13 protein-coding genes and 1 tRNA gene are annotated in these 20,164 nt (G+C 71.3%); 5 read left to right on the top strand and 9 right to left on the bottom strand.

Annotated elements, in window-relative coordinates; genetic code table 11:
* Positions 1 to 19: 19 nt before the first annotated feature.
* The 5 genes from J2Z33_RS16305 to J2Z33_RS16285 all read right to left on the bottom strand — a co-directional run bounded on the left by J2Z33_RS16305 (position 20) and on the right by J2Z33_RS16285 (position 5,581).
* Positions 20 to 1,183, bottom strand: a complete 1,164-nt coding sequence (locus tag J2Z33_RS16305; RefSeq protein WP_209843023.1) for a DUF4236 domain-containing protein — start codon at positions 1,181 to 1,183, stop codon at positions 20 to 22.
* 493 nt (positions 1,184 to 1,676) lie between these two features.
* Positions 1,677 to 2,138, bottom strand: coding sequence for a hypothetical protein (locus J2Z33_RS16300; RefSeq protein ID WP_209843021.1), 462 nt, complete (start codon positions 2,136 to 2,138; stop codon positions 1,677 to 1,679).
* Between the two features lie 393 nt (positions 2,139 to 2,531).
* A complete protein-coding gene (locus tag J2Z33_RS16295; protein ID WP_209843020.1) occupies positions 2,532 to 3,245 on the bottom strand; it encodes a carbon-nitrogen hydrolase family protein in 714 nt (237 codons plus the stop codon).
* A 76-nt stretch (positions 3,246 to 3,321) separates the two neighbouring features.
* Positions 3,322 to 4,671: an APC family permease gene (locus J2Z33_RS16290; protein WP_209843019.1), complete on the bottom strand. Its 1,350-nt coding sequence runs from the start codon at positions 4,669 to 4,671 to the stop codon at positions 3,322 to 3,324.
* A 121-nt stretch (positions 4,672 to 4,792) separates the two neighbouring features.
* Entirely contained in the window at positions 4,793 to 5,581 is a 789-nt protein-coding gene (locus J2Z33_RS16285) for a LuxR C-terminal-related transcriptional regulator (RefSeq protein ID WP_209843018.1), read from the bottom strand.
* Positions 5,582 to 5,864: 283 nt separating this feature from the next.
* On the opposite strand from J2Z33_RS16285, the gene J2Z33_RS16280 reads away from it, so the two are divergent.
* From J2Z33_RS16280 to J2Z33_RS16265, 4 genes are all read left to right on the top strand, one after another.
* Positions 5,865 to 7,112, top strand: coding sequence for a metallophosphoesterase family protein (locus J2Z33_RS16280; protein ID WP_209843017.1), 1,248 nt, complete (start codon positions 5,865 to 5,867; stop codon positions 7,110 to 7,112).
* Complete coding sequence (locus J2Z33_RS16275) at positions 7,109 to 10,624, top strand: YhaN family protein (RefSeq protein WP_209843016.1); 3,516 nt, start codon at positions 7,109 to 7,111, stop codon at positions 10,622 to 10,624. The genes J2Z33_RS16280 and J2Z33_RS16275 overlap by 4 nt, the downstream gene beginning before the upstream one ends.
* Before the next feature lie 83 nt (positions 10,625 to 10,707).
* The gene (locus tag J2Z33_RS16270) at positions 10,708 to 12,249 is read left to right on the top strand and encodes a site-specific DNA-methyltransferase (protein WP_209843014.1); all 1,542 of its coding nucleotides are present in this window, start codon (positions 10,708 to 10,710) and stop codon (positions 12,247 to 12,249) included.
* Entirely contained in the window at positions 12,249 to 14,921 is a 2,673-nt protein-coding gene (locus J2Z33_RS16265; RefSeq protein WP_209843011.1) for a DEAD/DEAH box helicase family protein, read from the top strand. Before J2Z33_RS16270 ends, J2Z33_RS16265 begins: the two co-directional genes overlap by 1 nt.
* Positions 14,922 to 15,038: 117 nt before the next feature.
* On the opposite strand, the gene repC is transcribed toward J2Z33_RS16265, so the two are convergent.
* From repC to repA, 3 genes are all read right to left on the bottom strand, one after another.
* On the bottom strand, positions 15,039 to 16,217 hold the full coding sequence (repC, locus tag J2Z33_RS16260) for a plasmid replication protein RepC (RefSeq protein WP_209843009.1): 1,179 nt from the start codon (positions 16,215 to 16,217) through the stop codon (positions 15,039 to 15,041).
* Positions 16,218 to 16,425: 208 nt separating this feature from the next.
* The gene (gene repB / locus J2Z33_RS16255; protein ID WP_209843007.1) at positions 16,426 to 17,433 is read right to left on the bottom strand and encodes a plasmid partitioning protein RepB; all 1,008 of its coding nucleotides are present in this window, start codon (positions 17,431 to 17,433) and stop codon (positions 16,426 to 16,428) included.
* Positions 17,433 to 18,659, bottom strand: a complete 1,227-nt coding sequence (gene repA, locus J2Z33_RS16250; RefSeq protein ID WP_377110392.1) for a plasmid partitioning protein RepA — start codon at positions 18,657 to 18,659, stop codon at positions 17,433 to 17,435. Before repA ends, repB begins: the two co-directional genes overlap by 1 nt.
* 767 nt (positions 18,660 to 19,426) lie before the next feature.
* Between repA and J2Z33_RS16245 the strand changes: the two genes are divergently transcribed.
* Positions 19,427 to 19,516, top strand: a tRNA-Ser gene (locus J2Z33_RS16245).
* A gap of 97 nt (positions 19,517 to 19,613) precedes the next feature.
* Here the strand turns inward: J2Z33_RS16245 and J2Z33_RS16240 are convergent.
* Positions 19,614 to 20,048, bottom strand: a complete 435-nt coding sequence (locus tag J2Z33_RS16240) for a recombinase family protein (RefSeq protein ID WP_245218932.1) — start codon at positions 20,046 to 20,048, stop codon at positions 19,614 to 19,616.
* Between the last annotated feature and the right edge of the window lie 116 nt (positions 20,049 to 20,164).

Here is a 20,164-nt window from a genome sequence, read left to right as displayed (position 1 = left end):
TACTTAAACACCGGTTTCATTAGATGTTCTTAGTGATGAGAAGAGGTTCGGCGTCCTTCAATTCCTTCGTAACCGACCCAAGCTCAGTAATGGCGGTGACATACGCCCCGCCGATGCCATGCTTTGAGACTTGTAACAGGCCCTTAAATCCTCCTTCGCTGATCATGCCGATCTCTTCCAATAAACAGATTGGCAGTTGCCGGTTGCTATTAAAGCGGCGATCCGGACTGCCATTCTTGTTCACGTATTTCCATGTCTGCCCTACAACCTTGGCGTCAGACGGGGCGGAGTCCATAATCATGCGCTGATCGCGAACGGCAGTGCGCATGTTTTCATAGCGCACCGCGCCGAACCGTTTGTTTTCTTCTATAAGTAGGCAGTCCGGGAAGAAGTAGCAGTTCTTTCCGTCAATGACGATCATAGGCGGAGTGATGTTCGAGGCGATGCCCTTGGGCAGAGCGTAGGAGACAGCCGTCTCTTTACTGTCCACCAGCTCCGAGGCGCCAGAGTTCTTCTTCCAAGCATGCAAGTTCGTGATGTCACCCTTTGCCTTAACGAACCACATCTTGTGAGCGTTCGCGATCCGGTCAATCGCGTCCAAGAACGCCTTGTATCGCTCTTCCACCACTGGTTCGAGGTCATAGGCAAAAACTACGTTGCGTCGAGGAACGTCGATCATGTTCCCGATGACGTATGCCGCGACGAGAAGGATAGCAAACAGGCCAATGACGGCCAAGTTCTGTGATACGAACGACAACGAAAGGCCGATCCCAGCGGCACCACAGAGCATGAGCGTATATGAAGGGCGCTCACGCGCCTCGTTGAGGCTGCTCAAAGCCTCGGAATGACTTTCTGACACAAGTACGTCCGCCTCGGCAGAAATGATGCGCCGCATGAGGATACCGTCCTCGGTCATGTAAGTCGGCAGCTTTTCGTTCGGCGCGATCTTAGCGATTTGGGAGGTGTAATCTGTTCCTTGAGTGGGTGTGGGTTTCGCATTTCGGCCAAGGCTTCCCAATGTTTTTCTGTAGTAAACGCCATTCCTGCCGGCATGAATATAATGGCCTTTTGGCCCGGCCCCGATCCGGAAACCTTTCACACCGGCAGAGATACCCAGACCTGATTTGGAGACGTTGACCTTGAACGGACCTAGGTTGATGGAGTCTCTGATGTAAAACGGCATGACCGCCCCATGGTAAAATGCAAACGCATCTTGCATCTTTAATGCTGCCCGCGCTAGATGTGAAATGAAACCGCGGTATGGGGAGGCCGCAAGGTGGCGCTTTCGGTGCTGCCGATCGTTCGCGCTAAGATCCTCAGGTTCGGCTTCGGCGCTGCCCTGCGGAGCCAGCACGTGCCACGGACTTCAGCTACCTGCACATGACTGTCGCTCAGCCTCAGCGCAGGACGGGCATTGATCATCTTGGCTTGTGCACCCTCGATCAGGTATTTGGACAGCTCGGAGATGGCACCATCTACGGACTCTCCTCAGCTGACGTCCTGTCGCGGTCAAAAGCGGAACGCGCCCCACCTACAGGCCGAAGTCGCATAACCGAAGTTATGTCAAGAAAGATGACCTATGTCGTTCAGGCTCTTTGGATCAGCGCACCCGGCGCATGTGCTCCCGTGAGCTCAGCCAAGCCTTGGACCGAGCCGCCGTAGCGGCCGTCGCCCCTCTAGCGCCCGAGCAGATCGCCCAGGGCGCGCCGCGCATGCGCCTTGCGCCAGCGGGTGCGCCGGTGCTCGGGGGCGTCGTGGAGCATGTGGCAGCGCTGACAAAGCGCGGCGAGGTCGCGCGGGCCGTTGCGGCTGGGGTCGTGCCCAAGATGGCAGCTGGCCAGCACCACGCGGGTAACTGGCAGCCGGGGGGCCGCCTCCAGCCCGTGCAGAGCCGGCTGCCGCGCCTCCAGCACGCCGGGCGGCGGCAGGCCCCGCACCCGCCGGCCCCGGCCGTCGCGCCAAGCCGCGCGCTCCTCGTCCCACCAGATGCCCGAGCCGTCGCCCAGGTGAACCACGTCCCGCCCGTGCGGCCGCCCGCAGCGCTCGCAGCGGCCCCGGGCCCGCCCAAAGCGGATCAACGCCGACAGCTCGCGCCAGTCGATGGGGTACAGCCAGCGGTTCTCGGGGGCGATCGGCATGGGCCGAGTCTGAGTCAGCCCCGTTGGCAAGGCAACCCATGCCCTTGCTGGAAGCAGTCGGACCGGCGGCGAACGCCGGCGGTCCAGGGCGGTGTCGGTGCAGGGTCAGGACAGCCCAACCCGCCTCGATGGGGCCGGATCGTTGCAGCCCCATCGCAAGGAGCCGGAGCGCGGCATCGAGGTCCGGGCACCTCCGGCGAGATGACAAGGACGCGCGGCAACCGGACTTGCTCCCGCGCCTCCACTCCGGCCCCGAGACCACCATTCCAGGACGCCATCCCACGCTTCGCCCGCTCGCGGAGGTCCTCCGAGCGTCCGATCGGGTCGCCACTGGGCCCGCAGCGGCGCGGCTCCCCCAGCCCATCCGGCCCCCTGGCGCCGACCGCGATCAGGTCACGCCGCGACATCGACGATCAGCAGGCATTCCGACTGGCGGCCGGCTCGCGCGAGGTCGAGGCCATCGGGGCCGACCACGCCACTCAGGCCGGTGTAGTCGTAGGTCTCGTCCCGTCCATGGAGGTTGACGTAGGCGATGGTCAGCCGGTTCTCGAGGGCGCGGGCGCGGAGCATAGTCGTCGGGACCTCCCAGTAGGGGGCCATGTTCGCGGTCGGCACGAGCAGGAGATCGGCGCCCTCGGCGGCCGCCAGACGGCCGAACTCGGGCAGCTCGATGTCGTAGCAGATCCCCAGCGCGATCCGGCGGCCCTTGTAGGGAACCGTCGGCACCCTGTCGCCTGGGACGAAGAGCGACCTCTCGGCATCCCCGAACAGGTTGATCTTGCGGTAGTTGGCGAGGACCTCCCCATCGGCCCCGATCATCGCGGCGCTGTTGTGGACCGCGCCGCAGGCCAGCTCGGGATAGCCCAGGACGATCGCGCAGCCGCTGTCGCGGGCGATGCCTCGCGCCTCGCTCACGGACGGGCCGTCGAGCGGCTCCGCGAGGCGACGCGTCTCCGCCCCGATGTTGTAGCGCGTCAGGAAAAGCTCGGAGCAGACGAGCACGTCGGCCCCCGCCAGGGCCGAGGCCCGCGCGACCTCGCGCAGGCGGGCCAGGTTGGCGGCCTTGTCGGCACGGGCGGGGTGCGACTGGAAAACGGCGAGTCTCATGAGGCCCTCCCGGTGGGGCTCGGGATCGGGGCCCGACCTGCCGCCTCGGGGGCAGGTCGGGCCATGGCGGAAACGGTCAGGCGGCGTTGAAGCTGACCTCGGGGGGCCGGCGCGAGAAGCCGCGGGTGAGATAGGCGAGATAGGCCGCGCCCAGGGCCAGCCAGATGCATCCGAGCGTGATCGCCTTGGTGTCGAGGCTGACGAGCAGGTAAAGGTTGAACGCCACGCCCAGGGCCGGAACGACCAGCCCGGTGAGCGCGCCCGTGTCGCGCATCGCCTCGTGCTTCTTCAGGACCAGCGCGATCACCGACAGGTTGACGAAGGTGAAGGCCAGGAACGCGCCGAAGTTGATGAACGACGTCGAGGTCGCCACATCGAGGTAAAGGGCCATCAGCCCGACCAGGCTGGCGAGGATCAGGTTGTAGACCGGCGTGTTGAAGCGCGGGTGGATGTAGCCGAACACCGATCTGGGCAGCACGCTGTCGCGGCCCATGGCATAGAGCAGCCGCCCCACGGAGGTCTGCGCGGCAAGGCCCGACGCGAACTGGGCGACGACCAGCCCGATCAGGAAGACCGCCGCGAAGATGTCGCCGCCGATCCTGGCCGCGATGACGAAGGCGGCGGCGCTGACGTTCTCGAAGGTGGTCTCCGGGTGGGCGAGCTGGGCGAAGTAGGCCGCGGTGACGAAGATCGCGCCGCCGATCAGGGCGATGAGAAAGATCGCGCGCGGCATGTTGCGCTTCGGGTCGATGGTTTCCTCGGTCAGCGTGGTCACCGCGTCGAAGCCCAGGAAGGAGTAGGCGGCGATGGCGGCGCCGGCGAAGGCGAAGGAGAAGCTCACCTCGGCGTTGAAGAACGGTCGGGCCGAGACGAGCCCGCCCGCGCCCTGCGAGGCGCTGACATAATGGATGCAGAGGAGGATGAAGGCCGCGACGATCAGGGCCTGCATCACCATCAGCACGAAGTTCACCTTGCTGGCGAAGGCGATGCCGATGATGTTGATGACGGTGGTGATGAAGATGAAGCCGATCAGCCAGACCTGGGTCGGAACGGCGGGGAAGGCCTCGCCCAGATAGGCGGCGCCGATCAGCCAGATCACCATGGGCAGGAAGAAGTAGTCGAGCAGCACCGCCCAGCCGACCATGAACCCGACGCTCGGGCCGATGGACTTGCGCGCGTAGGTGTAGGCCGACCCGGCGACCGGGAAGATGTAGGCCATCTTGCCGTAGCTGACCGCGGTCAGCAGCACCGCGCAAAGCGCGATCAGGTAGGCCGTCGGCACCATGCCATGGCTGACCTCGGACAGGATGCCGAAGGTGCCATAGACGATCATCGGGGTCATGTAGGCGAGGCCGAACAGAACCACCGCCCACAAACCGAGCGTCCGCTTGAGGTGGCCTTGGCCGTCTCGGATGTCTGCGTCCATCTGGACATACTCCCTGTTTTTTTGGATTGAGCCGCCTCGTTCCCGGAGTAACGCAAGGGGGCCAGGGAAATCGTAGCAGGCCCCGGACGCAGGGGTATATAACCCCGTTGCGTTAGGCGCGTCAGAGCAGCGGCATGACCTTGGCGAAGAGCTCCGCCTGCGATGTCACGCGGCAGCGCTCGTAGAGCTGCCGCCGGAAGACGCGCACCGTCTGCCAGCTGATGCCGAGAACGTCGCTGATCGACTTGGCCGAGTGACCGCGCAGGATCAGCATGGCGACCTCGGCCTGCCTCGGTGTGATCTCGATCCCCTCGCGGGACCGCAGGCGGCGGCGCAGGTCGGCGACCGGATCGGACTTGGCGCGCTGCTCGTGCAGGGAGGCCGACGCATACCGCGTTTCGAGGAGGGCCGTGACGACGGGCGCGATGGCGCGGGCGCGGCAAAGGTCGGCCTTGCTGAAGGACAGGCCCGAGGTCTCGTCCCGGCCGATGCAGATGTTCAGGGTCCAGCCGTTGGCCGGGTAGGCGAAGAAGGCCAGCTCGTCCAGGAGCGTGGTGCGCTCGTAGTAGCGCTCGAAGTAGGCGGTGCCGCGGAACTTGTCGGGCGCGAGGTCGGTCAGGCGGTGGACGCCGGCCGGCACCGCCGCGAGGTGGGCGATGTAGAACGGGTCGAGCAGGTAGTGCGCCCGGGCGTAGTCGCTCTCGATCCCGGCGTGAACGAGCGGCGACGCGCTGGCGCGGGACAGGATCACCGGCGGCTCGGCGCCGACATAGGCGATGAGGAGGTAGTTGTCGAAGGCGACGTGGCCGGCAAGGAAGGCGCGCACGGCGGCCTGGAAATCGGCGTCGCCTGCGGCGCCGATCGCGCGGCCCAGGCTGCTCCACATCTCGCGGGCGTGACGTTCCAACATGGCTCCGGTCCGGGTGCAGGCCGCAAGCGTAGCGGACACGGGCGGGCACGCCCAGATCCGAAGCTGCCTGGGCGCGGCCGAAGGAGGCGGACCAGCCGGCGCCCGGCTCCCCCGCGATCGCGCGGATGCGCTCGCTCGCCCTTCCTTTGTCGCCGAGGCAACAGTGACGGCCCAAAGACGGGCGTTCGCCATCCGTTCCCCTTTGCCCGGCCTCGGACCTCCTCCACCCTGCGGGCCTGAGCGCGGCCGTAGGGGATGGCCGCCAACCGACGCGAGGGGTCGCATGAGGTTCATCCATGCGGCGGATCTGCATCTCGACAGCCCGCTGGCCGGACTCCGGGACCGATCCGGCGACAGGGCCGAGCGTCTCGTCGGGGCGACCCGGCGGGCCTTCGAGGGCCTGGTCGATCACGCCATCCGGGAACGGATCGACTTCGTGCTCATCGCGGGCGACGTCTTCGACGGCAACTGGGCCGACCACGGCAGCGGGCTGTTCCTCGTCCGGCAGCTGAGCCGGCTCGCCGGGGCCGGCATCCCCGTCGCCATGATCCGGGGCAACCACGACGCCGAGAGCGTCATCGCCCGGCGCCTGACCTGGCCCGCCAACGTCCACGAGTTCCCGAGCCGGTCGGCCTCGACCTGGGAGGTTCCGGGCCATGGCGCCGCCGTCCACGGCCAGAGCTTCGCCACCCGCAAGGTGCCCGAGAACCTGGCGGCGGCCTATCCGGCGGCCCGGCCGGGGCTGTTCAACATCGGCCTCCTGCACACCTCGGCCACGGGCCACGCCGGCCACGACACCTACGCCCCCTGCGACCTGCAGGACCTGCTCGCCAGGGGCTACGACTACTGGGCCCTCGGCCACGTCCACGGGCGCGAGCTGCTGTGCGAGGACCCGCCCGTCCTCTTCCCCGGCAACCTTCAGGGCCGCCACGTCAACGAGCCCGGCGCCAAGGGCTTCACCGTCGTCACCGTGGAAGGCGGCCGCGTCCGGCATCTGGAGGAGGTCCATGTCGATGTCGTGCGATGGACCCGGCTCGAGGTCGACGCCTCCTCGGCCGACACCATCGGCGACCTCTGCCGGCCGGTCTCGGCCGCCCTGCGGGAGGCGGTCCGGGCGGCCGAGGGGCGGACCCTGGCCGTGCGCCTCGTGCTGACCGGGGCGAGCCCCGCCCATCGCGCCCTGGCGGGCGATCCCGTGCGGCTGGAGGACGAATGCCACTCCGTCGCCATCCAGGCCGGCGAGGATGTCTGGATCGAGGGCATCGAGGTCCGCACCCGGCCGCCCTCCGCCGCGCCCGGCCTGGGCGAGGGCTTCTCCGACCTCCTGCGCCTCCTGCGCGAGGTGCAGGACGACCCGGCCGAGAGGGCGGACCTCCTGCGCGTCCTCGAGGGCGGGCTGGCCAAGGTTCCGCCGCCGGCGCGCGCCGAGGGCGGCCTCGACGGCATCGGCGCCGACCGGCTCGACCGGCTGCTCGCCGAGGCCGAGGCGCTGCTCCTCCACCACCTCGCGTCCGAGGACGCCCCCGCATGAGGCTCGAACGGCTGACGCTCGAACGCTACGGGCACTTCGCGGACCGCACGCTCGACCTCGGGGGCGACGGCGTCCGCCTCCACGTCGTCTTCGGCCCCAACGAGGCCGGCAAGTCCACCCTGCTCGCGGCCGTGGGCGACCTCCTCTTCGGCTTCCCCCACCGGACGCCCTTCGGCTTCCGCTGGGACACCTCCGAGCTCCGCCTCGCCGCCACGGTGACGAACGACGCCGGCGAGAGGCTCGCCTTCAAGCGGCGCAAGGGCCGCGACCGGACGCTCCTGGGCGAGACCGGGGCGCCCCTCCCGGAGGGCGCGCTCGACCGCTTCCTCGGATCGGCCGACCGCGGCCTCTTCGAGAGGATGTTCGGCCTGGACCACGCGCGCCTGCGCGACGGCGGCGCGGCGATGCTCCAGGCGGGCGGCGACCTCACGCGGAGCCTCTTCGAGGCCGGGAGCGGGCTGGCGCGGGTCGGGGAGGCCCGGTCGCGCATCGAGCGGCAGCTCGCGGACCTCGGCGCCCTCGGCGCCCGGAAGGCCTCCACCAAGCCCCTCTGGCGCGAGATCGACCGCTTCACCAGCTCCCAGCAGAGGATGCGCGCCGACGCCCTCCGGGGCGACGAATGGCGCGAGGCCGAGCAGGCGCTCGACTCCGCCCTGGAGACCCGCCGCCGCCTTGCCGACGAGGCGGCCGCGCTCCGCCGTCGCCGCGCCCGGCTGGACCGCATCCGGCGCGTGGGCCCGATCCTCCTGGCCCTGGACCAGCGGGCCGAGCGTCTGGCGGCGCTCCCGCCCCCGACCTCGCGCCTCCCCGAGGGCTTCGAAGCCGAATGGCGCGCCGCCGCCGACGAGGCGCGCGACGCCGAAAGGGCCCTGCGCCACGAGGGGGACGCGCTGGCCCAGCTGGTCCGCGAGGCGGCGGAGGCGCCGGCCCCGCTGGGCTTCGAGGCCCGGCGGGACGAGATCGACGCCCTCCACGTGACGCTCGGCGAGTTCCTCAAGGACGAGTCGGACGAGCCCAAGCTCGTGCAGGCCCTCGCCGCCGACGACCGGCTGATCGCCGATCACCTCGCCCGGCTGGGCCGGCCGCCGGACCTCGATGCGGTCGGGGACTCCATGCCCTCGGACCTCCTGATCGCCCACGTCCGCGACCTCGCCGGGCGGGGAAAGGACCTCCGCGCCCGGCTCGACGCCCTCGGCTCCGAGCGCGACAGGGCCCGCGACGCGGTCGAGGAGGCCGAGGCGGCCCATCCCCTCCCCGTCCCCGACCCCGCCGAGGCCGCCGCGCGGCTCGCCGAGGCCCTGGCGCTCGGGCCGTCGGAGGACCGGCTGGCGCAGGCCGAGCGGGGCGACGCCGCGGCCGAGCGCGACCTGCGGGAAGGGCTCGGCCGCCTGACGCCCTGGCAGGGCGGCGCCGAGGACCTCGCGGCCCGGCCCGCCCCCTCGCGCGAGGTCGTGACCCAGTTCGCCCGGCAGCGGCAGGAGCTCGACGACGCCCTGGCCGACGCCGAGCGCCGCCGCCGCGAGGCCGAGGCGGGGCTCCTCGCGACCACGGCCGAGGAGGAGGGCCTGGGCGAGCTGGGCGAGATCCCCTCGCCCGCCGCCGTCGGCGCCGCCCGCGACCGCCGCGACCGCGCCTGGCGGCTCCTGCGCGCCCGCCTCGACGGCGACCTCGACGACCGGCCCGCCCCCGGCGACGCCCCCGCCGCCTTCGAGGCCCTCCTCCGCCACGCCGACGCGCTCGCCGACCGCCGCGAGGCCGAGACCTTCCGCCTCCAGCGGCTCGCCGACCTGGCGATCCGGCGCAAGGGCCTGGAGGCCGGGCGGGACGCGGCCGGGGCCGCGCGCGACCTGACGCTCGGGCAGCTCCGCGACCACGCCGACCGCTGGGCGGGGGTCTGGGCCGGCCTGATCGCGGACCCCGACGCCCCGCCCGCGATGCTCGACTGGCTCCGCCAGCGCGACGAGGTGCTCCGCCTCCTGTCCGAGCGCCGGCAGGCCGCCGAGGCCCTGAGCGCCGCCCGCCGGCTCGCCGAGGGCGTCCGCGACCACCTGCGGGCGGCGGCCGGCCTCCTCGGGCTGGCGGACGCGACGGACGGATCGCCCGGGGACCTCCTCCGCCGGGTCCAGCGGGCGCTGGCCGAGGCGCAGCAGGCCTGGGCCGACCAGCGGTCGCGGGCCCTCGCGCGCGCCGAGGCGGGGCGGCGGCTCGCGCGGCTCGGCGCGGACGTGGCCCGGACGGAGGCCGATCTCGACGCTTGGCGGCGATCCTGGTCCGACGCCATGGCGCGCCTGCACCTCGACCCCACCACCTCCGTCGCCGAGGCCGAGGCCGCCCTCCTCCACTGGCAGAACATCCGGGAGCGATGGGGCAACCGCTCGCAGACCCGCAGCCGCCTCGACGGCCTCCGGCGCGACGTGCGGGAGGTCCGCGCCCGGCTCGGCGCGCTGCTCGCGGACCTGGGCCCGATCGCCGCCGACCTCGACCCCGACCACGACCCCGACGGGCCCGCCACGGCCATCCGGGCCCTGCGCGACCGGCTCCAGCAGGACCACCTCCGCATCGACCGGGCCGCCGAGCTGTCCGCCCGCATCCTCGAAACCCGCCGCCGCGCCGCCGCGCTCGACCTCCGCCTCGCCGAGGCGCGGGACCGCTGCCGGGCCCTCCGCCGCGCCCATGGCCTCGCCGAGGAAACCGACCCGCTCGACGCCGCCGCCGAAGGCCGGCACCGGCGGACCCTCGAAGCCGAGACCGCCGCCGAGAGGGACCGCCTCCGGTCGGCGGGCGACGGCCTCGACGAGGCCGCGCTGCGCGAGGAGGCCGGGTCCGTCCCGCCCGACGACCGCGCCGCCGCCCTCCAGGCGCTCGACGACGAGGCGCATCGCATCGAGGAGGCCGGACAGGCCGCCGCCCAGGCCGAGACCTCGGCCCGCCAGCGCCTCCAGGCGCTCGAAGGCCGGGCCGGGGCCGCCGACGCCGCCCAGGAGATGCGCCACGCCGGCAACGCCATCGCCGCGCTGTCCGACCGCTGGATGCGGCTGGAGGCCGCCCGCCACCTGCTCGACCGCGCCATGGAACGCTTCCGCGCCGAGAACGAGCACCCCCTCCTCCGCCGGGCCGGCGAGATCTTCCGGCTGATCGCCTCGGGCGGCGCCATCCCCTGGGCCGGGCTGGAGGTGCGGCACGGCCAGGGCGACGCGCCGGTGCTGGTGGCGGTCCGGGCCGACGGCTCGACCTGCGAGGTCGAGGGCCTCAGCGAGGGCACCCGCGACCAGCTCTACCTCGCGCTCCGCATCGGCGCGGTGGAGCGGCACGCGGCCGACCACGGGGCCCTGCCCTTCCTCGCCGACGACCTCTTCATCACCAGCGACGACCACCGCCTCGCGCCCGGCCTCGCCGCCCTGGCCGAGCTGGGCCGCACGGTCCAGGTCGTCCTCTTCACCCACCACCGGCACGTGCTGGACGCCGCGCGCGCCGCCCTCCCCCCCGGGTCCCTGCGCGAGCACCGGCTCTGACCGTCCCCCCCCGGCCCCGCGCCGCCTTGCGCCCACGGGCCCGCTTGGCCTAACTCGCGCGGCAACCGACAGGCGACGCCCCCATGCCCCAGCTCCACTGGCTCACGCGAGAGGCCGACCTCGCGGCCCACGCCCGCGTGCCCCTCCGCACCCTGCGCGAGGAGCCCGCGCTCTCCCACGGCGCCCCCGCACCCGATTCCGCCCCCGACGCGGGCCTCCTGGTGCAGGGCGACAACCTCCAGGCCCTGCGCGCGCTGCTCCCCTTCCACGCCGGCCGGGTGCGCTGCATCTACATCGACCCGCCCTACAACACCGGCTCGGCCTTCGCGCATTACGACGACGGGCTGGAGCACGCGACCTGGCTCGCCCTGATGGCGCCCCGCCTCCGGCTCCTGCGCGAGTTCCTGACCGAGGACGGCTCCATCTGGGTCAGCATCGACGACCGGGAGGGGCATTACCTCAAGGTGCTGATGGACGAGATTTTCGGAAGGCGGAATTTTATTGCTAATCTAACTTGGCAGAAGAGATATTCACGAGAGAACAACGCCGCGATTGGCGACGTTCACGAACACATCTTGGTTTACTCACCGGACCCTGAACTCTTTAAAAAATCTAGAAATCGCATTCAAGCAGACGCCAAAATCAGCCGCGCCTATCAGAACCCGAACGATGATCCTCGTGGACCATGGCAGTCAATATCTTTCACCGGAGCGGGTCTAAGGGCCAATATGGAGTATCCCATAGAAGGACCGGATGGCACGATTCATCGGCCTCCTTCAGGGCGACACTGGGCCATGCTGGAACCTGAGTATCACAGGCTCCGCGCTAATGGCAGAATTTGGTTTGGAAGAAATGGATCCGGCGTTCCGAGAGTGATCCGTTATTTGAGCGAAGTTGAAGGTTTAGTGCCATGGTCTTGGTGGCCACATGAAGAAGTCGGCCACACTGGGGAGGCAAAACAGGAGGTAAACACTCTTTTCGGAGCAGACTCGTTCGACACCCCCAAACCCGAACGCCTCCTGCAACGCATCCTCCACATCGCCACCAACCCCGGCGACCTCGTGCTCGACAGCTTCCTCGGCTCCGGCACCACCGCCGCCGTCGCGCACAAGATGGGCCGCCGCTGGATCGGCATCGAGATGGGCGACCACGCCCGCACCCACTGCGCGCTCCGCCTCCGCCGCGTGATCGACGGGGAAGGCGGCGGCATCAGCCCCGCCGTGGGCTGGCAGGGCGGCGGCGCCTTCCGCTTCTGCACCCTCGGCCCCGCCGTCTACGACGCGGACGGCCGCATCGACCCCGCCGTGCGCTACGCCGACCTCGCCGCCCATGTCTGGCTGGCCGAGACGCGGACCCCCCTGCCCTCCTCCGACGCCCCGCCCGGCCCGGTCCTGGGCCACCACGGCGGCCGCGCCATCGCGCTCCTGTACAACGGCATCCTCAAGGACCGCTCCCCCCAGGGCGGCAACGTCCTGACCCATGACGTGCTGAAGCTCCTGCGCGAGGCCGCGCCCTCCGGCCCCCTCACCGTCTATGGCGCCGCCTGCCGCCTGTCCGCGCCCGCGCTGAAAGCGCGCGACGTGACCTTCCGCCAGACCCCCTTCGACCTGCCCGGACGCCCCTGATGGACCTGAAGACCTACCAGCAGGCCGCGCTCGACGCGCTGCGCCGCGTCCTCGACGCCACCCCCGCCCTGGGCCCCGCCCGCGCCTTCGCGCAGGAGGTCGCCCGGCAGGACGAGGAATCCCGCCTCCTCGGCCGCACCCCCCTGCCCCGCTCCTACGCCCCCCTCCCCGGCTTGCCGGACGTGCCCCATGTCTGCCTCCGCCTGCCCACCGGCGGCGGCAAGACGCTGCTGGCGGGGGAATCCCTCGCCGTCGCCGCCCCCTTCCTCGGGCGCGACCGCCCCTTCGCGCTCTGGCTCGCGCCCTCGGACATGATCCGCGCCCAGACGGTCGCGGCGCTCAAGGACCCCCGCCACCCCTACCGCGCCCGGCTCGACGCGCACTTCGGCCGCGTCCGCGTCCTCGACGTGGCCGAGTTCGAATCCCTGCTCCCCCAGGATCTCGCCACCGCCGCCGTGATCGTCGTCGCCACGATCCAGGCCTTCCGCGTGACCAACACCCTCGGCCGCAAGGTCTATGGCCACCGCGAGGATCTGGAGCCGCATTTCGGCCCCCTCCCGACCGAGGGGATGGAGACCGTCGCCCCCGCCGACCTTGACGCCGCCGCCACCCGCGCCGGCCCCCGGCCCACCCCCGGCGCGGTCAAGTTCTCCTTCGCCAACCTCTGCCACGCGCACCGCCCCGTGCTGATCGTGGACGAGGCGCACAACGCCGTCACCGGCCTGACCCGCGAGATGCAGGCCCGCCTGAACCCGTCCCTGATCGTGGAGCTGACCGCCACCCCCCGCGACCGGCAGAACATCCTGTTCTCCGTCACCGCCCAGGCCCTCAAGGACGAGGAGATGATAAAGCTCCCCATCCGCGTCCGCCCCCATCCGGGCTGGGAGGAGGCCGTCCGTGGCGCCGTCGCGACCCGTAACCTGTTGACAGAAAAGGCAAAGCAGGCGCGCGACCCCCTCCGCCCGATCGTGCTCTATCAGGCGCAGGACCGCACCGGCCACCCCACCGCCGACGAGCTGCGCGCCTTCCTGATCGACGCCGCCCTCGCCCCGGCCGCCTCCATCGCCATCGCCACCGGCGACCGGCGCGACCTCGACGGCGTGGACCTCGGCGACCCCGCCTGCCCCATCCGCCACGTCATCACCGTGGACGCGCTGCGCGAGGGCTGGGACTGCCCGCAGGCCTATGTCCTCTGCGCCACCCAGCGCCTCCGCAGCGCGACGGCGGTCGAGCAGATCCTCGGCCGCGTCCTCCGGATGCCGGGCGCGCGCCGCCGCGCCGACCCCGCCCTGAACATGGCCTACGCCCATGTGTCCGAGCCCGACTTCACCGAGGTCGCGGCCTCGCTGGGCGAACGGCTGACCGCCATGGGCTTCACCGACGACGAGGTGCGCGACGGCCTGCGCCCCGCCGCCGTCTCGCAGGACGCGCAAGGCGCCCTGTTCGACCCCGATCCCGTCGCGCCCCGCCCCGTGCTCGACTGCCTGCTCCCCGACACGCCCGAGGCGCGCGCCACCCTCGGCGGCTTGCAGGAGGCGGGCGTCGATTACCTCCCCTCCCCCGGCGGCCTGCGCGTCGGCGTGCGCGGCGACGTGGCCCCCGCCGTCGCCGCCGCGCTCGCGGCCCTCACCCCCCTGCCCGAGCGCCCGGCCCTCGCCGCGCTCCTCGCCCGCCACGAGGCCCGCGTCGAGGCCGCCCGCAGCCCCGCCGACCGGGGCGCGGTCCTCGAAGTCCCCTTCCTCGCCGTCCGGCTCCAGGGCGAGCTGTTCCGCGCCGAGTCCGGCGAGATCTTCGACCGCGCCGACTGGTCGCCCGACCCGGCCCTCGCGATCCTGACCGAGGCCGACCTCGCCTTCGACCGCTCCGAGGAGGTGCTCGACATCGACATGGAGGGGGAGCGCCTGCGCTATTCCCGCTCCACCCGGTCCACGCCGGTCCTGCCCGGCCTGCCCCAGCCCCCCGATGCGGCGCGCGAGGCGACGCTGGTCCAGTGGCTCACCGCCCGCTGCCGCGCCCCCGACCTGCCCGAGCCCGACCTCCACGCCTGGCTCGCCCGCCTCGTCGGCCACCTGCTGACCGCGCGCGGCCTGCCGCTCGACGTGGTGATCGACTGGCAGCACCCCATCGCCGCCAAGGCCCGCGCCCGCCTCGACGCGAGCCGCGCCGCCGCCCGGCGGGACGCCTACCAGTCCGCGCTGTTCGGCCCCGACGCCGACCTCGGCGCCGACCCCTCGGGCGTCGCCCGCTTCGACCGCGACAGCCACGCCGACCTCCCCACCGTCGCCTCGCCCTTCCGCTACCGCCGCCACCTCCTCGGCCCCGACCGCATCGACCCCGGACTCAACCCCGAGGAGATCGCCTGCGCCCAGGCCCTCGACTCCCTGCCCGAGGTGGAGGTCTGGACCCGCAACCCTGCCCGCCACCGGTCGAGCTTCTGGCTCCCCACCGCCTCGGATCGGTTCTACCCCGATTTCGTCGCCCGCCTGACCGACGGCCGCCTCCTGGTGGTGGAATACAAGGGCGATCACCTCGCCACCGCCGCCGACACCCGCGAGAAGGCCCTGATCGGCGCGCTGTGGGCAACGCGCGTTAACCATTTGTTTACCATCGTGGAACGCGCCCGCCACGGCGAGGGCCCCGAGGCCCAGCTCCGCCGCGCCCTCGCCCGATGAAAAGTTGACAGCTGTCAACTTTGCGCCGACCGCCCGTGTCGAAGTTGACAGCCGGCAACTCTGCACCGCCCCATCCGCCGGGCGTGCGAAAGTTGACAGCTGTCAACTTTTCCGTCCTCACGCCCCCTGCCGCCCGAGCAGCCCGAAGATCAGCCCGCTCAGATTGAGCCGCCCCTCGGCGTGACGCTCCACCAGTCGCCGGAGATAGCCGCCCGGATTCCGGATCTCCCCGAACCTCTGGAGCATCACGGCCACCGTCGCCGCCGCCAGGTCCGGCCCCATCCGGCTTCGCGCCTCCACCCAGATCGTCGAGGCGATGCCCATGTAGCCCCGCACCTTCTCGGCCAGGGCCGCCAGGTCCCGCCAGCTTCGCGGCTCCGCCTCCGCGTAGGTCAGAAGCTCGGGGCAGGCCTTCAGGACCAGCGCCAGGGGGATGGCGGCCTCGCCGCCTGCCCGATGGGACCTCGGCCGCACCGGCTCTTCGATTTCATGGCAAGCCCGGCTGGCCGCGTCCGCCGCCTCGTCCTCGTGGCCGCCAATCGGATCATGATCCTTCTGGATAGGACTCTGTTGGTGCCGCTCATTCTGGCCGTCATTGCCGCTCATCTCCTCTGCCGGGGCGAGGCGCGCGCGAAGGTTGTCCACAAGCCCGGACAGATCGCGGACCAGCGCGGCGACCTGCTCAGGACCGAGCTGGCGGCGCAGGAGGCTTCGGGCCCCGTCCAGCGGATCGGCAGCCTCCGAGGCTCCGAGCAGCGCGGCGAGCTTCGAGGCGTCGCGCAGCAGGACCACGGCTTCGGCGCGTCGGGCCCGGAGCGCCTGGGCCTCGGCCTCGGCGGCCCGGGCCTCGGCCTCGATGAGGGGCGCGCGGAGCAGGAGCGAGCGGAGGTCGAACCCATAGGCCGCCACCAGCTCGCCGGCGCGGCTGCGGGCGGCGTAGCGCTTGCCGTTGGGGCTGTCGCGGCGGGCGACCAGGCCGGCCCGGACCAGGGCGGCGAGGTGGCGGCGCAGGGTGCTCTCCGGCATCCCGTGGGCGCGGTCCGAGAGGGTGGCGTTGGACGGATAGACCACCAGCGGCTCGCCGTCGCGAAGCTCCCGCTCGGGCAGGAAGCTCAGGAGGGCGTGCAGGACCCCGAGGTCGCGGTCGCTGACGCCGAGCCGGACGCGGGCGGTCCGGAGCCGCGCATAGAGGGTCCATTTGTCCACGGCGGGGCAGGGCGGGGCCGTCCGGGCCGCCGCCACCTGGGCAAGCGTCGCCGGAGCCCGCCCGAAGGGGGTGAGCGCGATGTGCTTCATGGCTGTCGCAGGGACGAAAACGTCCAGCCGGCCCAGGGCCGGTGTTGACAGGCTTGCGAAAAAGGCGCTAGCTCGGCGTGTGAAAAATGCCTCGTTCTAGCGTTGGCGCGCTAGGGAGCCGAGTTAACGCCCTCCGGGATGGTCCGCCGTCCTGGGGGGCTTTTCGTTTGGGCTGTCCCGTTCTCCTTTCTCTTTGGGGTTGTGGAACTCAATCGCCGCGTGTCTTGAGCCAGTCGCGGTGAAGGTCGGGCAGGCGGTCGAGGAGCCAGTCCTCGAAGCCCTGGCTGCGGGCGCGGTCGAGCCGGATCACCACCGCCGTGTCGCTGCGCCGGGCCGCGCCCAGGCGCAGGCCGTCGGCGGTGCGGACCGGGCGGGTGGGCGCGCGCGGGGTGCGGGGCGCCGCCGGATCGGGCGGGCGCGGCCGGAACGGACGCTCCAGATAGGTCTGGAGCGCGGCGAAACGCTCGTCCGAGGGGCCGCCGTCCACCATCAGCCCGAGGAGGCTCTGGACGGTCTCGCTGTCCTGGGGGCGGGAGGCGTACATGTCGGCCACCTGCAACCAGCGGTCGCGCCCGATCGAGGGGGCCGCGCCGATGAAGCGGATGAGGTCCTGGGGGATGCGCTCCACCACCGACAGCATCCGCGAGATCGCCGTCTTGTCGATGGCGAGCGCGTCGCAGATCGCCTTGCGGTCGTAGCCGGCCTCGGTCATCTGGTAGGCGAAGCTCGCCTTCTCGATGAAGCTCAGGTTGCGCCGGGCCGTGTTCTCCTGCCCCTGGGCCATGACCAGCGCATGGTCGTCGAGGTCGCGCACCAGCGCCTTGACCGGCTGGCCCAGGTCGCGCAGCGCCAGCACCCGCCGGCGGCCGTAGACGATCTGGTAGCGGCCCTCCTTCTCGGGGTGGGGGCGCACGAGGATGGGGACCTGCTGGCCGTATTCGGCGATGGAGCGCGCGAGCTCGGCGTCCTCGGCCGCGTCGGACTCGAGGCGGTCCTGCATCCCGCCGGCCTCGATCGTCCAGGGGTCGATCTCCAGGATGGCGCGGGCCTTGAGGTCGGCGATGGACTGGCTGACCGCGCCGATGGCGCCCCGGCTGGGGCGCGCGCGCTCGGGCGGGGCAGGGGCCAGGGAAGGGGCCAGGGAAGGGGAGGGGGCTGCGTCCGGCCCGGCGGGCGCGGGGTTCAGCAGGCCGCTCAGCAGGTTCTTGCGTCCCATCAGCGCCCCCAGGCCTTCTGGATCAGCGCCTCGATCTCGCCGTTCACGGCGTCGAGGCTTTCGCGCGCCCTTTCGTAGGTGGAGCGGGTGAAGGCGCCCTTCTCCACCTCGTAGAGGGTCTGCTTGGTCAGGCCGGCGTCCGAGATGGCGGTGGACTTGAGGACCGTGTGGTTGAGGACGTGGTCGCCGAACAGGGCGCGCATGAAGCTCACCATCTGGTTCTGGGGGCCGTCGCCGGGCTCGTAGCGGGTGACGAGGTAGCGCAGCCAGTCGTAGTCCATGTTGCCGCCGGCCCCGGCCACGACGCCCAGCAGCTCGGAGGTCATCAGGAGGAACTGGCACATCGACATCACGTCGAGCATCTGCGGATGCACGGTGACGAGGACGGCGGTGGCCGCCGAGAGCGCGGCCATGGTCAGGAAGCCCAGCTGCGGCGGGCAGTCGATGACGACGAGGTCGTAGTCGGATTCGACCGTCGCCAGGGCGTCGGCGATGCGGGTGAAGAAGGGGCTCGCCGCCTGCGCGGCGTCCTTGGCGGCCAGGAGGCGCGGCGTCTCGTGCTCGAACTCCATGAGCTCGAGGTTGCCGGGGATCAGGTCGAGGTTGGTGAAGTAGGTGCGGCGGATCACGTCGCCCAGGGGCAGGGGGTCGTCGTGGCGGATGGCGTCCCAGAGGGTGCCGCCGTCGTTCAGGTCGAACTCGGGCTGGACGCCGTGGAGGGCGGAGAGCGAGGCCTGCGGGTCGAGGTCGATGGCCAGCACCCGGTAGCCGTCGAGCGCGCATTTCTGCGCCAGATGCGCGGCGGTGGTGGTCTTGCCCGAGCCGCCCTTGAAGTTGACGACGCAGATCACCTGGAGGGGGTCGCCCTCGCGCCGCCCCGGCAGGTAGGTGCCGGGCGCCTTGGCCCCCTGTTCGAGCAGGCGGCGCAGGTCCATGATGTTCCCGGACGAGTAGAGCCGGCGGCCGCCGGGCCCGGTCTCGGGCTGGGGGCCGCGCCCTTCGAGCGACAGCTTGCGGAGATAGGCGTCGGTCACGCCCAGGAGGTCCGCGACCTCGCCGGAGGCGAAGCGCCGCAGCTCCTTGCGCGAGTCGGGCGGGAAGAGCTGGGCGCGATGCGCGAGGAGCCGTTCCGAGAGGGCGCGGGCGTGGTCGCCCACGAGGCGGTCGATGCGGGTCTGGGGCGCCCGCAGGGGAAGCTGGATCTGGGCCTTGGTGTTACGGCTCAATTCGCGTTTCTCACTCTCACGCGTAAGTGAGTGGCGGAGAAAGCGAGTCGGGGCAAGCGGAATCTGGCGGGGGCCGGGACGGGTGCGAAGGGGGAGGGCAGGGGGGTCGTCCGGGGTGTTCGGACGGCGGGGCGGCGGCGCCTGGGCGACCCCGCGGGGCCGGGGTTCCTCGCGCAGTGGGGACCTGTCCGGGAGCCCGGGGCGGAAGGGCAGGGGGTCCGGGACCGCCCGGCCCGACGCGGGGGCCTTCGCCGCGCCGAGGACCAGGCGGACGCCCCGTGCCGGCCCCGGACCGCCCCTCTCCGGATGGCCGCCGCGACCGTCCCTGCGGCGGATCGCGGGGCCTGTCAGCCGAGGGCGTGCCGGAGGGGGGCGTGCCTGGCGCGGGGGCCGAGTTCGCCCGGGCGTTCCGGGAGGTCCCGGGCCTGCGAAACGTCCTGTCGGGCTGCTCCGAGCATGACGCGGACGCGCTGTCCCCTTCGGCTCGGGATCCCGGGGGCCGCAGGGCAAGCCTCTCGGCCGGGGGCAGCCCCGCCGCCGGGGCGGCGACAGGACGAGGGCGGTCCCCGGGGCGACCTCGGCTTCGGGCGAGGTTGATCGGGCGGCTCACGGCCCGTTTCAAGGCGCTGGGACGGAGGACCGCCAGAACCGCGTGCCAGAGCCTGCTTTAGGGTGTCTTGAAGGGCTTGGGCCCGGTCGCAGCGGTGGCGCTTGCACCAGTCGTTTTCGCCTTGTTTTCCGGCCCTGCCCCCGATAGGACCGGCGGCGGAGACGTGGCCGAGTGGTCGAAGGCACACCCCTGCTAAGGGTGCAGGCGGGAAACCGTCTCGAGGGTTCGAATCCCTTCGTCTCCGCCATCGCCCATCGACAAGGCTTAGAGGCTTGATGTGGAAGGGTTTTCGGTCTTCTTGCGAACCCCCTTCCCCACACGTCAGCCCCTCACGCCTGATCCCGTCAGGCCGGGTTGTCCTGCTTGTCCTCCAAGGCCCGATAGACCGACCGTTCGGACACGTTCAGCCTTTCGGCAATCGCCTTCCTGGTCATGCCCTCCACCGCCAGCCTCCTGATCTGGTCGGCCTGCTTCATGGCGGTGGGAACCCGCCCTTTGTAGCGTCCCTCCGCCTTCGCCTTGGCGATGCCCTCGCGCTGCCGTTCCAGCATGATTTCCCGCTCAAAGGCCCCCAGCACGGTCAGCATCAGCTTCCCCGTGGGCGTAGCCGTGTCGATCCCCATGGACAGGATGCGGAGGGAGACACCCTTGGCGTCCAGCTTGGCGAGGATGTCGAGCAGGTGGGCCACGGAACGGGCTAGGCGGTCCAGCTTCGTGATGACCAGGGTATCGCCCTCACGCACGTAGTCCAATGGCCTGCCTCCCGAAATCGGATCCATCTGTAATGTCAGCGGAGCTGACGATGAGCTGCTACCCGAGTCTGGACCACCCGGCTGGCCTCTCCCGGGGGGTCTGCCGATCAGGGCGGGCCATGAGCCGCTGACCGATCTGTGAG

The organism is Rubellimicrobium aerolatum, from assembly GCF_017872975.1.
In the GTDB taxonomy this organism is placed as follows: Bacteria; Pseudomonadota; Alphaproteobacteria; order Rhodobacterales; family Rhodobacteraceae; genus Rubellimicrobium; species Rubellimicrobium aerolatum.
Note: the sequence above shows the minus strand (reverse complement) of the source record. Positions and strands in the feature narration are given on the sequence as shown.